The following is a 13,785-nucleotide window of genomic DNA, read 5'->3' on the forward strand; positions in this document are numbered from 1 at the left end:
TGGAATGAGCGAAAAGAAGATAAAAACAAGTTCTGGTATTGAAATAAAGGAAGTTTATACTGAAACTAAAAGTATTGAACTGCCGGGGGAGTTTCCTTTTACCCGTGGCATACAAAAGGATATGTACCGCGGCAGAATGTGGACGATGCGGCAATATGCCGGTTTTTCTACTGCTGCAGAATCAAACAAACGTTATCATTACCTGCTTTCGCAAGGTACTACCGGCCTTTCTGTCGCTTTTGATCTTCCTACCCAGATTGGTTACGACTCAGATCACATGATGTCGGAAGGGGAAGTTGGCAAAGTTGGGGTTGCAATAGACTCATTAAAGGATATGGAAATACTTTTTGAGGGGATCGACCTTCAGAAGGTTACCAGTTCAATGACCATCAATGCAACTGCTCCGATTCTGCTGGCTATGTATATATGCCTGGCAAAGAAACAGGGTGCTGATCTCAAGCAGATATCCGGAACTATTCAGAATGACATTTTAAAAGAATATGCAGCCAGGGGTACCTATATATATCCTCCAAAAGCTTCCATGCGTTTGATTACGGATGTATTTGAATATTGCAGTGCAGAACTTCCAAAATGGAATACCATTTCCATATCAGGATATCATATCAGGGAGGCGGGTTCTACAGCAGTACAGGAACTGGCATTTACACTGGCCAATGGAAAGGCTTATCTCAAGGCAGCCATGCAGAAGGGTCTGGATATCAATGTATTTGCGAAGCGTTTATCATTCTTTTTTAATTGTCACAATAATTTTTTCGAGGAGATTGCCAAATTCAGGGCAGCGCGCAGAATGTGGGCTAAACTGACTCAAAGTCTTGGTGCTACGGACCCGGCTGCGCAAAAACTCCGCTTTCACACGCAGACCGGTGGCTCAACTTTGACAGCCCAGCAACCTTTGAATAATGTGATCAGGGTAAGCAATCAGGCCATGGCAGCTGTTCTTGGTGGAACCCAGTCGCTTCATACCAATGGTTATGATGAGGCTCTTTCTTTACCCACAGAAGCGGCAGCTAAGGTTGCACTCCGTACCCAGCAGATCATCGCATTTGAAAGTGGGGTCACTGATACTGTCGATCCGCTGGCAGGCTCTTACTTTGTTGAAGCACTTACTGATGAGGTTGAAGCAGCGGCATGGAAGTATATTGATATTATTGATTCTAAAGGGGGATCAGTGGCAGCTATTGAAGAGGGGTATATCCAGAATGAAATTGCGGCATCGGCTTATCAATATCAGACCGAGATTGAAAGTGGAGAAAGTATTCTGGTAGGGGTGAACAAATATGTGGATGAAGAAGGAATCAAGCCTGAAGGTTTCAGGGTTGATGACTCCATTCGAAAAGTACAAATTGATAAACTTATTAGTCTCAGGGCAGCACGCGATGCTTCGGCTGTTGAGACTGCTTTACTTGCATTGACTGATGCTGTGAAACAAGGATTGAATACTATGCCTTATATTATCTCGGCGGTAGAAGTTTATGCTACACTTGGCGAAATTGCCGATACCTTCAGAAAGGAATTTGGGGAATATTAGATTTCTGGTGGACAATAGTCTTTAAGAATCTAAGCAAAAAGGTAATTGCTGCCATTCTTTTCAAATTTAAGCACAGGTTTTACATTTAAATACCTATATTCATACTATTGATCTGCCTTTTCGATCTGAATGTGGAAATATTTTTTGAAGAAGAAATTAACCTCATTTTTGGCACTAAAACCCATAAAAATTAATGTATAGTTCTGTTTAACAGAATGTTAAAACTTATTTCAAAAATTAGTTTTTTAATCCAATTTTTTTCCGAATATTCGATACTCCAAAGAGTTACCAACATTTCTTTCGGCATCAATTGGAAATCAGATTATTAGTAAAATTATATGGAAAAAACTTGTACACATGTATGGAATAACTGCCTTCTGATAATTAAGGATAACATACCGGCTCAGAGTTTTAAGACCTGGTTCGAGCCGATTAAAGCCTTACGTCTGGATGGCAATGTATTAACTATACAGGTTCCGAGTTTGTTTTTCTATGAGTGGCTTGAAGAGCATTATGTTGGCCTGCTCAGAAAGACCGTAAAGAAGCAGTTAGGGGAAGAGGGAAGACTTGAATATAATATCGTTGTTGAAAAGTCTTCAACAAGTATTCCTTATACAACTAATATGCCTTCAAATGGTAATGGTGCTGAAGGGAAAAACCAGTCCATGCCAATGCCAATTTCCCTGAATAAGGACATTAAAAATCCTTTTGTAATTCCGGGATTAAAAAAATTACAGGTAGACCCTCAGTTAAATCAGAATTATACGTTTGAAAATTTTATTGAAGGGGATTGTAACAGGCTTGCCCGTTCTGCTGGCTATGCCGTTGCCGGAAAGCCGGGCGGTACTTCTTTCAATCCGCTCATGATTTATGGCGGAGTTGGACTTGGTAAGACCCACCTCGCACAGGCTATCGGTAATGAGATTAAGCGTACTCTGACAGATAAGCTGGTACTTTATGTTTCATGCGAAAAGTTTACCCAGCAATTTGTTGATGCGTTAAAAAACAATAACATTAATGATTTTGTGAATTTCTACCAGGCAATGGATGTCCTCATTATGGATGATGTTCATAATTTCGCAGGTAAGGAAAAGACACAGGATATATTCTTCCATATTTTCAACCATTTGCATCAATCCGGAAAGCAACTGATTATTACTTCAGACAAGCCACCTAAAGATTTGTCCGGACTGGAAGAAAGATTATTATCCCGTTTCAAGTGGGGCTTATCAGCCGATCTTCAGATCCCTGATCTGGAAACACGTATGGCAATCCTGAACAAGAAGATGTATTCGGATGGAATTGAACTTCCTTCAGAAGTAATTGAATATGTTGCTCATAACATTGATAATAATGTTCGTGAGCTGGAGGGAGCTATGGTTTCGCTGCTCGCACAGTCAACCTTAAACAAAAAGGAAATTGACCTGAACCTCGCTAAATCAATGCTTAAGAATTTCATCAAGAATTCCAGTAAGGAGATCTCGATGGAATATATTCAGAAGCTCGTTTGTGAGTATTTTGAAGTGCCTATTGAAATGGTTAAATCCAAAACCAGGAAACGGGAAATTGTTCAGGCCCGTCAGATATCAATGTATCTGGCAAAACTGCATACTAAAACTTCCCTTAAATCGATTGGTGCTTTCTTTGGTGGCCGCGATCACTCAACGGTGATCTATGCCTGCCAGACTGTAGACGATCTGATTGATACCGATAAAAAATTCAAGGGTTACGTAGCCGATATTCAGAAGAAACTGAAAATGAGTTAGGTGCTATAGTTTAACGATTCTTCTGTAATTTATTTATACTCATTCATTTAGATAAATTAAGCTACAAAGCCTCCCGGGTTGATTTCAAACAACAGATTGTCATTCTGCCTGGTTGCCCGTCCCGATGAAATACAGCACAGGGTATAATAAACCTTGCCGGAGAAGGTAGCTTCCGGCGGTTGGTAATTCCCTGTGGTTGGTGTTATCACCGACCAATGATATGATCGTGCTTGGTACGGTGAGAACACCGACCAGAGGGGAACGCGATTTCTTGCCGGAAAACCCCGGAGGAAAGGGCTGAATTGTCCTATACCACACAGGTTTTGATTTCCAAAATTAAATTATTTTCGCTCAAGAACCTTATCCGACCAATTATAGCCTATTGTTCTATTTTTACAATATTTTCTATCCCTTGCTTTTGTTCACTTAAATCCTTTAATTGCTTATAGTTTAAACCTATAGCAACATTCCAGTGAAAGCAATCCAATCAAAATCCTTTGTTCTATTAATGCTTATTGCCCTGGTATTTAATTCCTGCTCTGATTCAGGATATAATGATTATTCTACCTGGGCCAGCTATGGAGGAACTAAAGATGCTAACCGTTATTCTTCCATTGATCAGATCAATTTAGATAATGTGGCACAGTTAAAAGAGGCCTGGGTTTTTAATACAGGTGATAAAGACACGGCTAACCGTAGTGAGATGCAGTGCAATCCCATTGTGATCGATGGGACATTATATTTAACAAGTTCAAAATTGAAGCTTTTTGCTCTTGATCCGGCTACAGGGAAACAAAAATGGGCTTTTGATCCCAATACAAACTCTACTGAGAAAATTGGATTTGGAATAAACCGCGGACTGATGTATTGGGAAGATGAAAAAGGCAAAGATAAGCGGATTTTTTATGGTGCCGCTTCGAGACTCTATGCGGTGAATGCAACAGATGGTAATCCGGTTAAAGAGTTTGGTACTAATGGGTCGATTGAATTGAAAGAGGGCCTCGATATCCCCGACTCACAGGATGGTTCTCTGATCCTCAAAACCCCCGGGGTAATTTTTAAAGACCTGGTCATCGTCGGGATGAGTCTTTCAGAAGATGCAGATGCATTGCCCGGGCATATCAGGGCATTTGATGTGAGAACAGGAAAACGTAAATGGATTTTTCATACCATTCCACAACCCGGTGAATTTGGATATGATAGCTGGGAAGATAAGGATGCCTGGAAAAATATTGGAGGGGCCAATAACTGGACCGGTATGTCTCTTGATGAAGAACGCGGGGTAGTTTATGTGCCAACTGGTACGGCCTCACCTGACTTTTATGGAGGTACCCGCAAAGGTTCAAACCTTTTTGCCAATAGCATCATTGCGCTGGATGCAGCCACAGGTAAGTATATATGGCATTATCAGGTTGTACATCATGATCTTTGGGATCGTGATCTTCCTGCCGCACCCAACCTGGTTACCCTGAATCATAATGGTAAGAAGATAGATGCACTGGCACAGATCACCAAGCAGGGTTATGTTTACCTTCTTGACAGAACCAATGGTAAGCCTGTTTTCCCGATACCTGAAGTTCCTGTACCTCAGGAAGCCCTGCCCGGAGAAAAGCCATGGCCAACACAGCCAATACCAACACTTCCGGAGTCTTTTTCAAGGCAGAAATTCGGACCTGAAGATGTAAGTGATCTCAGCCCCGAAACTCATAAAGAATTAATGGAAAGATATGTTCAGATCAAAAACAGGGCACAGTTTAACCCTCCAAGTAAAGAGGGCAACTGGATTTTTCCTGATTTTGGCGGGGGTGGTGAATGGGGGGGAGCTGCGGTTGATATGGAAACAAAGATCCTCTATGTTAATAGTAATGAAGTTCCTTCAACCCAGGTAATGCTGGATGCCCCGCAAACTGAAGGAACTGGTATTACTCCTGGCAGGGCAGTTTATAATAAATATTGCATTAGTTGCCATGGTGCTGAATTGAAGGGTAGTGGTACTGAATATCCTTCCTTAGAGAATCTAAATAAGAAGTATAATGTACTCCAGATTAGTCAAATAATTCAGCAGGGCCGGAACAGAATGCCTTCCTTTGGGCATGTTCCTGAGCCGGAACGGAAAAAACTTGCTGCTTACCTAAGCGGGACTGAAGATATTTCCAAAGAGCAAAATTTTGCTGCATTGACTAAAGTTAACAGGAAGAGTCTGATACCTTATGTAATGAAAGGCTATGACCGCTTTGTGGACAAGGATGGTTATCCAGGCATCAAACCACCCTGGGGCACTCTGAATGCCGTGGATTTAAACAGCGGAAAACTGTTGTGGAAAGTGCCATTGGGTGAATATGCAGAATTGATAAAAAGAGGATTAGGTATTACCGGTTCACGCAATTATGGCGGACCAGTAGTTACAAAGGGAGGCCTTGTATTTATAGCAGCAACCCCGGATGAAAAGATCAGGGCATTTGATAAGAATTCCGGAAAAATGGTTTGGGAATCAAAACTGCCTGCGGCTGGTTTTGCAAGCCCGGCAACTTATATGATCAATGGGAAACAATTTCTGGTAATTGCCTGTGGTGGTGGGAAACTGGGGGTAAAATCGGGTGATAGTTATGTTGCTTTTGCTTTGCCCGACTAACTTAACAAGAACTCGACATAATATTTTAAAAACCACATACCTGCCTGCCGGTAGGCATGGAAACATAGCATTTTAAAGCTTTTACCCTAAATTTTAAACTCAGATAGCCTTGATGCTTCGCTACAATCTATATGATTTACATTCTATGTTTCCTTTAAAGCATAATTAATTCAAACTATGTGGTTAAATATTAATCTTTATATAGTTTAATATCGACCTCACGTTAAGTTATTAATCCGAGTTTAATAAGTGCATAGAAAATCCCACTGGTGTGTAGAGCCTGTCCAAAGGCGTTGCTTAAAACAAGTTCCTTTAATTTTTCAGGGCTTACGAGCTCAATGTCAATTTCTTCCCCTTTGTCCAGTTTTTGTGCGGCAACCCGTTTCCCCCCTCTGGCAATAAAACAAAAGGTTTTGTTTTTTGCTGTTGCCGGATTGGCATAAAGTTCAGAAAGAAATTCAACATCCTGAAATTCGTAACCCGTTTCTTCGAGTAATTCCCTTCTCAGAGCATGTTCAGGGCTTTCATTTTTCTCGATACAACCTCCCGGAAGTTCAAGCACCACCTCTTCAGCGGCATGCCGGTATTGCCGCAAGAGTATAACCTGATTGTCTACTGTAAGTGCAATTGCATTGACCCAGTCGGGGTACTCAAGGACATAATAGTCAGGGATAATGGTGCCATCAGGCATCCTGCAGGTATCTACCCGTAAGGTTGCCCAATTTTCTTTAACAATATATTTACTTGAGATCTTCTCCCAATTAAGATGGCTCATTATCTATATTCTAATCACATTTTATGCATTTAGCCCTTAGCTTTAAGCTTTTGGCTTTCAGTTTAAAGCTTTCCGTTACCAGCTTCCACTTGATCCACCCCCGCCAAAGCTTCCCCCACCGAATCCACCAAAGCCGCCACCTCCGCCGCCACCAAATCCACCGCCACCACCTGAGAATCCTCCAAAACCACCGCCACCACTTCCTCTGCCTAGTTGTGAGCCCATCAATAACCACCAGAACGGACTAGCACTTCCGCGGCCACCAATCACTTCACTTCCACCACCGCCACCTTTCTTAATCGCGATTAGAATAATAATGACTATAATGATCACAAAAACAATATCGATACCACCCTTTTTGCTTTTACGTTTGGGGCTGTCATTTTTGTATTCTCCTTTAGTATAGGCAATAATAGCATCTGTTCCGGCGACTAATCCACCGAAATAATTGCCTTCTTTGAAGTTAGGTGTAATTTCCTGGGAGATAATCCTTTTTGTTATTGCATCGGGTAGGGCGCCTTCAACACCGTAGCCGGTTTGTATGGTAACTTTTCTGTCACCAAGTGAAACCAGCAGCAAAACTCCATTATTGTTTTTTGACCCACCTATTCCCCAGCTTTCTGCAAGCCGTACGGCATAGTCCGCCACATCATACCCTTCAAGTGATTTAATCAGAACAACAGCAACCTGTGTTGAGCTTGAATCGTCAAATGCGACCAGTTTTTGCTCGAGCTGATTAATCTGATCAGGCGAAAGGGTTTGTGTATAGTCATTTACCAGCCTATTTGGCTTTTCAGGAAAAGTTTGTGCCGGTAGTACCAGGCTTAGTAAAACCAGGACAACCGTTGGGAATATATATTTTAATTTCATCTATAGCTTGCTTATATTTTTCAATACCATTATTTACCATCACCATAGGAGATTTCATTTGGCAATTCATTAATGTCACCATCTATGTATGGGAAATAGGTCTGAAGTTGTTTGCCGGCCAGTCTTATTCCTGAAATAATACCTGTAGCGAGCTCTCCATTCTTAAAATGGCTCAACATGGCTTCTTTGGTGCTGTCCCAGAAATCATGCGGTACCAGCTTGTTTATTCCTGCATCACCGATAATCGCGAATTGATGGTCCTCTGTCGATATATATATCAGCACACCATTTCTTTGGGCTGTATTATCCATTCCAAGTTTATGGAAATAGTTTGCAGCACGATCCAAAACCGGTTCACTGCAGGTTTTCTCGACACAAATGCGGATTTCACCCGAAGTATATCGCTCTGCTGATTCAACCGCATCGCTGATAAGCTCTTGCTCTTTTTCACTGAAAATTGACATGGCCTTAATTTAAATCGCCGGAAATAAATTCCGGCGATCAGTTAATATATAAATAAAAAAAGCATTCTTAGAATTCAACCTTTGGTGCTGAATTAGCTCCTGCTTCAGCCTGAAAATATCCTTTGGCCTTAAACCCAAACATACCTGCAACCAGATTGTTCGGAAAAGTTCTGATTGTAGAATTGTATTCCTGGGTTACAGTATTGAACTTTTGGCGCTCAACAGTAATTCGGTTTTCTGAGCCTTCAAGTTGAGCCTGAAGTTCAAGGAAATTCTGATTTGCTTTTAGTTGAGGATAGGCTTCTACTGTCGCAAGTAATCTTCCCAGCGATTGACTAAGCTGTCCCTGAGCTGCCTGAAACTGCGCTATAGATTCAGGCGTCAACTTTGTAGGATCAACATTTATCGAAGTAGCCTTCGCGCGGGCTTCAATAACCTGAGTTAAGGTCTCTTGCTCAAAATTGGCTGCCCCTTTAACACTTGCCACAAGATTGGGTATAAGATCAGCCCTTCTTTGGTACACATTTTCAACCTGAGCCCATTGGGAGGTAACCTGCTCATCGAGCTTCACCATACTATTGTATCCGCATGAGCTTAATGAAAGCACTGCGAAAAATGCAAGGATATTAAATACTATTCTTTTCATAATTGATTTTTGCTTTTACTGTAATCTATAAATTTACAGTATAGGAATCAAATTTCATACCTTTGTTACACATCCGGGATAATACCCGGCAAAAAATATGATCAAAGAGATTGAATTGGTTCTTCCTCCGGAACATTCAAGTGATGAAGACTTTATCAGGGATTTAGCCCGTAAGTTGCTGAATATTAGTCTAGAGCGTAAGATATTCGTCCGGATTTTAAAACGTTCGATCGATGCCCGAAGCCGAAAAGTAGTTTTCAGACTAAAGGTCAATGTTTTTATTGATGAGTTTCCTGAGACTGAAATATTTACCGTAAAATACCAAAATGTCAGCGACAAAAGGCCGGTTTTGATCATTGGTGCCGGACCAGCGGGCTTATTTGCCGCCTTGCGATGTATCGAACTCGGTCTTAAACCGATTATTTTGGAACGTGGTAAAGATGTCAAATTAAGAAGAAGGGATCTTGCTTTAATCAACAGGGAGGGTCAAATCGACCCCGATTCAAATTATTGTTTTGGCGAAGGTGGTGCAGGAACCTATTCTGACGGTAAACTCTATACCCGGTCCAACAAGCGTGGCGATGTGAACTATGTTTTAAAGACATTTGTGTCTCATGGCGCTACAGAAGATATTTTAATTGATGCTCGTCCGCATATCGGGACCAATAAATTGCCCGGGATTATTACATCCATGCGCGACAGCATATTAAATTCCGGTGGGGAGATTCATTTTGAATGCCGGATTACAGATCTTTTGATCAGGGCGAAGAAGTTAAAGGGAGTAATGGCGGGCGATAAAAAGTTTGAAGCTGAACATGTGATCCTGGCTACCGGGCACTCGGCAAGGGATATCTATTACCTCCTTGACAAGCATCAGGTTTTAATGGAAGCTAAAGCCTTTGCACTTGGTGTGAGGATAGAGCATCCACAGGAGGTCATTGATCAGGCACAGTATCATTGCAGTGATCGCGGGCCGTATCTGCCGCCGTCTTATTATAGTCTGGTTGAGCAGGTGGAGGGCCGCGGGGTATTTTCGTTCTGTATGTGTCCTGGAGGAATAATAGCCCCATGTTCTACTGATCATAATGAGATTGTTGTTAATGGCTGGTCGCCTTCGAAGCGTAATAACCCTTACGCAAATTCCGGAACTGTTGTCCAGATTAATCTGGAAGATATTCCGGGTAGCTCGGGGGATGCGCTGAGTATGTTAAAATTCCAGTCGGAGATAGAAAAATTGGCATTTAATGCTGGAGGAGGGAACCTGGTAGCTCCGGCACAAAGGATGATCGATTTTGTGAGTAACAGGCTGTCAACCGATCTTCCATCCAATTCTTATATTCCCGGCACAAAGAGTGCGGATCTGAGATCTGTTCTTCCTGAATTCATTTTTAAACGGCTTCAGAAGGCACTTCCGGTATTTGGGAAGAAAATGAACGGTTATTACACGAATGAGGCGATTCTGGTTGGGGTTGAATCAAGAACTTCCTCCCCGGTTAGAATACCCCGTGATAAAGAATCATTGCAGCATCCACAATTGGCAGGTTTATATCCCTGCGGGGAGGGAGCAGGTTATGCCGGTGGAATTGTATCCGCGGCAATTGACGGCATGAATTGTGCAGATGCAGTTTTCAGAGCTATTAATTAAGCTGAATTATTGTTTATAAATAAGGCTTATGATGTTTTTTTGGGAGTTATTAGATTTTTATGTTTGGAAATGTGCTGATGTGCAATTTCAAATGGTAGTCCCGTCTTCCGCTTATACCCCACAGGCCTTAAGCACAGGCCTGTATCCGCTATAGCCGGGTTTAAGACCGTCAAGACTGTGCTGTTAAACCGAAAATATTCTACAAAGGAGCAAAATAAACTCAATTGTATAAAATAAAGCTGAATGCATTATATCTTATAATTTGTCAACCTTAAAATGAAAAAGACCCTAATACTTGGAGCGAGTACCAATCCTGCGCGTTATTCCAATCTTGCTGCACAAAGGCTTGTAGCTAATGGCCATCCGATTATCAATGTAGGTCTGAAAGCCGGTGTGGTTGCCGGTGTGGCGATTGAAAAACCTGAACAGATACATACCGATCTGGATACGATTACTCTATACCTGGGTCCTCAGAACCAGCCTGAGTATTACGACTATATATTAAAGTCTAAACCTAAACGTATCATTTTCAATCCCGGAACAGAAAACCCTGAACTGGAAGAACTGGCTGAAGCTAATGGGATAGAATGTACAGAGGCTTGTACTTTAGTGCTTCTATCTACTGGGCAATACTAATGACCTGAGTTCGATATAAAATCTTGGTGGTGTACTATTTAAATTAAATAATTTTTCTTGTTTTAGAAAGCAAGTTCTGTGCCTCTTCGGTCCTGCATGCTAGCGCATGCCCAATATCATTATTTAAGAGTCGGGAGGTTCCAGCTTTCGCTGGAATGACAAATTTTTTTGTAATAAGGAGATTCCAGCCTTCGCTGGAATCGCAAGAAGGAACCGTATTATAAATGATTAAGTGCTTTTACTCAATTTTTGTCTTTATATGTCTTTGGAATGAGGAGTTATCTGAACCGATTCCAGCGCAGGCTGGAATCTCCCCCATCTCCCCAGCAATGTTGTCATTCCAGCGAAAGCTGGAACCTAATAACGCATTCCGGTTAACGTTGTCTTCCTGAAAGATACAGAACCAACGAAAGCCGCAACCTCAAAATTATTCCACTCACATATTAAAACCATAAAACCAAACAATTTCTTAAAGAATAACATTGAGCGCACGCTTGTCGCGTGTACTTCATTTATTTAATTCCTGGAACGCGCGGCACGCGCGCACCAGCAGCCCCGGACTGCCCGTCCCGATGAAATACAGCTCCGGGTAAAATAAACCTTGCCGGAGGAGGTAGCTTCCGGCTTATGGTAATTTGAAATAGAACGCAAATTCTTGCCGGAACTACTCCGGAGGAAAGGACTGAACTAGCCTATAATACACAGGGATAGCTTTCCAAAATCAAATTATTGTGGTCCCAGAGCCTTAACTAACGAATTATAACAATGTTAATTTATCCTTCCTTAATTTCGAACACCGTTTAGTAGAAGGAATCTATTTAATATGCTAAACCACATTTGGATTAGTAATTCGAATTTCTTTTGGGAAGTAATTATTCAGTCGATTATCCAGAATCTTTGCCCAGCCCAAAGGGTGGCCCTGAAAGCACATCAGTGCCCAGCCCCGGATGTTTGATTCAATCCGGAGTTCATCTCGTTTGAGGTAAGCGATAGATTGTACCCTGGTCAGATTAATTTCTGGTAATACCGAACCGGCTAAGAGGCTGATTGCAAGTTCATGGTTTGGTACCAGGTCTTTTCCCATTATCTTTCCGATCCTGACTCCTGATTTTTTCAAATAGAGATTGGATTGTAAATATTGCAGATCTGCCTCATGCCGTGCCGGGATTGCAAAATATTCATCATTCAGGTTAACTATTCTGATATCTTCAGTGTGTTTAAGCCATCTTCTGATCAGGTCCTCGCTTTTTTGGTTGACAGAATTTTCTTTTGCTCTTTTAATATGCGGAGATGCTGTTACCTGATTTTTACGGAATGCTGCAATAAAGAAACCTTCTCCTTTAACTTTATGAGGATAAAAACGGTAGCCAAAGCATTTATGCTTATCTGAGAGCGTTTCAATAATGCCCCATTCCGATTTTATGGGTATTTGAATCGGCGAAAGATCAAATTCTTCGCAAAGCCAGTCGGATATTTCTTCATTTTCCTGTTTAGAATAAGAACAGGTGGAATAGATCAGGGTTCCGTTTTGTTTTAATGCGGGATAAACATCCGCCAGAATCCGTTTCTGCCGCTGACTGCATAAATCCACGGCATTCTCAGACCATTCATTAATAGCTGCCGGATCTTTTCTGAACATTCCGGAGCCTGAACAGGGTGCATCAGCAACAATGACATCGAAATAACCCTCCAGTCGCTTAAAGTCATTGGGATCATTATTACTTACATAAGTATTCACCGAACCCCATTTGCTCAGGTTATCACAAAGTACAGGTACGCGGGTTTTGATGATCTCATTGGCTAGCAGTAAACTGTTTTTGTTCAGGAGCGAACTGATTAAAGTACTTTTTCCACCCGGAGCAGCACAGAGATCGAGTACTTTCAGGGTTTCAGAAAGATCTGCTGAATGCTTCAGTACCTGTTCCAAGAACATGGAAGAAGCTTCCTGCACATAATAGCAGCCTGCATGAAACAGGGGATCAGCGGTAAACGAAGGCCTTTCTTTCAAATACCTTCCATTTTCGCACCAGGGCACCTGTTCTTCAGAATTAAACAGATTTGAAGGTTTAAATGGGTTTGTTCTGACCGAGGTGAGTTGTTCGCCACTTTCATGGGATGAGATAAACTCCTCTTCTTCAATATTATATTGTTCTATTAAGGATCGTATAAATGCCGGAGGAAGTTTGCTGCTCATAATTAACCCAAAAATACAGGAATACTTGATATGGGATGGTATTGAAACTGTTTAAAATAATTTTGTCTTTAGTTTCCAGCGACTTAAGTAAATCTCATTAATTAATTGTTCATTACTCTTGTGTAGTGTATTGAATTTACATACCTTTGCAACCCGCAACGAAGGAGATGTGGGATGTTATTTGAGGGTTTTGGAGGAAAAGGAGGGGTAGATTAGTGAGGAGCGTGGGTGAAAAGGCTCAGCAAAAAAAAACTTCAAAATAAATTTGGCTTAAGTAGAAAATGTTTCTACCTTTGCAGTCCCAACAAAAACGGGGAATACCAAAACGAGCGAAAGGCGCGATGCCCGGAGCGATACAAGATGAAAGATTTAGCCGGTAGCAATACCAGATAGATATAAGCCAACCCGCGAGGCGAGGGCGCAACGTTCTTTAAAGAAATGTCAATTGAAGTATAACGAGTAATAAAATACTTTGTTATTTTAAGTTAAATACGAACATAGATATAATTAATACTAGTTCTATTTGAGATATAATAGGGCTAGGACAAACCAACATTTTACAATGGAGAGTTTGATCCTGGCTCAGGATGAACGCTAGCGGCAGGCCT

At 41.5% G+C, this 13,785-nt stretch carries 10 protein-coding genes; 5 read left to right on the forward strand and 5 right to left on the reverse strand.

Annotation, left to right across the window (positions count from 1 at the left end; translation table 11 throughout):
- Positions 1–4 precede the first annotated feature (4 nt).
- The 3 genes from Q8S11_RS12515 (at position 5) to Q8S11_RS12525 (ending at position 5,947) form a co-directional block, all read left to right on the forward strand.
- Complete coding sequence (locus tag Q8S11_RS12515; protein ID WP_305662448.1) at positions 5–1,549, forward strand: methylmalonyl-CoA mutase; 1,545 nt, start codon at positions 5–7, stop codon at positions 1,547–1,549.
- 338 nt (positions 1,550–1,887) lie between these two features.
- The gene (gene dnaA / locus Q8S11_RS12520; protein WP_305662449.1) at positions 1,888–3,315 is read left to right on the forward strand and encodes a chromosomal replication initiator protein DnaA; all 1,428 of its coding nucleotides are present in this window, start codon (positions 1,888–1,890) and stop codon (positions 3,313–3,315) included.
- A gap of 508 nt (positions 3,316–3,823) precedes the next feature.
- Positions 3,824–5,947 (forward strand): PQQ-binding-like beta-propeller repeat protein, encoded by a 2,124-nt coding sequence (locus Q8S11_RS12525; RefSeq protein WP_305662450.1) that lies wholly within the window; start codon positions 3,824–3,826, stop codon positions 5,945–5,947.
- A gap of 223 nt (positions 5,948–6,170) precedes the next feature.
- Here the strand turns inward: Q8S11_RS12525 and Q8S11_RS12530 are convergent, their stop codons facing one another.
- The 4 genes from Q8S11_RS12530 to Q8S11_RS12545 all read right to left on the reverse strand — a co-directional run bounded on the left by Q8S11_RS12530 (position 6,171) and on the right by Q8S11_RS12545 (position 8,702).
- Positions 6,171–6,722, reverse strand: coding sequence for an NUDIX hydrolase (locus tag Q8S11_RS12530; RefSeq protein ID WP_305662451.1), 552 nt, complete (start codon positions 6,720–6,722; stop codon positions 6,171–6,173).
- A 75-nt stretch (positions 6,723–6,797) separates the two neighbouring features.
- Complete coding sequence (locus Q8S11_RS12535) at positions 6,798–7,592, reverse strand: YgcG family protein (protein ID WP_305662452.1); 795 nt, start codon at positions 7,590–7,592, stop codon at positions 6,798–6,800.
- Between the two features lie 29 nt (positions 7,593–7,621).
- Positions 7,622–8,056, reverse strand: a complete 435-nt coding sequence (locus Q8S11_RS12540) for a TPM domain-containing protein (RefSeq protein WP_305662453.1) — start codon at positions 8,054–8,056, stop codon at positions 7,622–7,624.
- 67 nt (positions 8,057–8,123) lie between these two features.
- A complete protein-coding gene (locus Q8S11_RS12545; protein WP_305662454.1) occupies positions 8,124–8,702 on the reverse strand; it encodes a LemA family protein in 579 nt (192 codons plus the stop codon).
- A gap of 97 nt (positions 8,703–8,799) precedes the next feature.
- Between Q8S11_RS12545 and Q8S11_RS12550 the strand changes: the two genes are divergently transcribed.
- Both Q8S11_RS12550 and Q8S11_RS12555 read left to right on the forward strand, forming a co-directional pair.
- Positions 8,800–10,347 (forward strand): NAD(P)/FAD-dependent oxidoreductase, encoded by a 1,548-nt coding sequence (locus tag Q8S11_RS12550; protein ID WP_305662455.1) that lies wholly within the window; start codon positions 8,800–8,802, stop codon positions 10,345–10,347.
- 276 nt (positions 10,348–10,623) lie between these two features.
- On the forward strand, positions 10,624–10,983 hold the full coding sequence (locus tag Q8S11_RS12555; RefSeq protein ID WP_305662456.1) for a CoA-binding protein: 360 nt from the start codon (positions 10,624–10,626) through the stop codon (positions 10,981–10,983).
- 826 nt (positions 10,984–11,809) lie between these two features.
- Here Q8S11_RS12555 and Q8S11_RS12560 read toward each other — a convergent pair.
- A complete protein-coding gene (locus Q8S11_RS12560) occupies positions 11,810–13,177 on the reverse strand; it encodes an RNA methyltransferase (protein WP_305662457.1) in 1,368 nt (455 codons plus the stop codon).
- Between the last annotated feature and the right edge of the window lie 608 nt (positions 13,178–13,785).

Origin of the sequence: Daejeonella sp., assembly GCF_030695525.1 — a bacterium.
GTDB lineage: Bacteria > Bacteroidota > Bacteroidia > Sphingobacteriales > Sphingobacteriaceae > Daejeonella.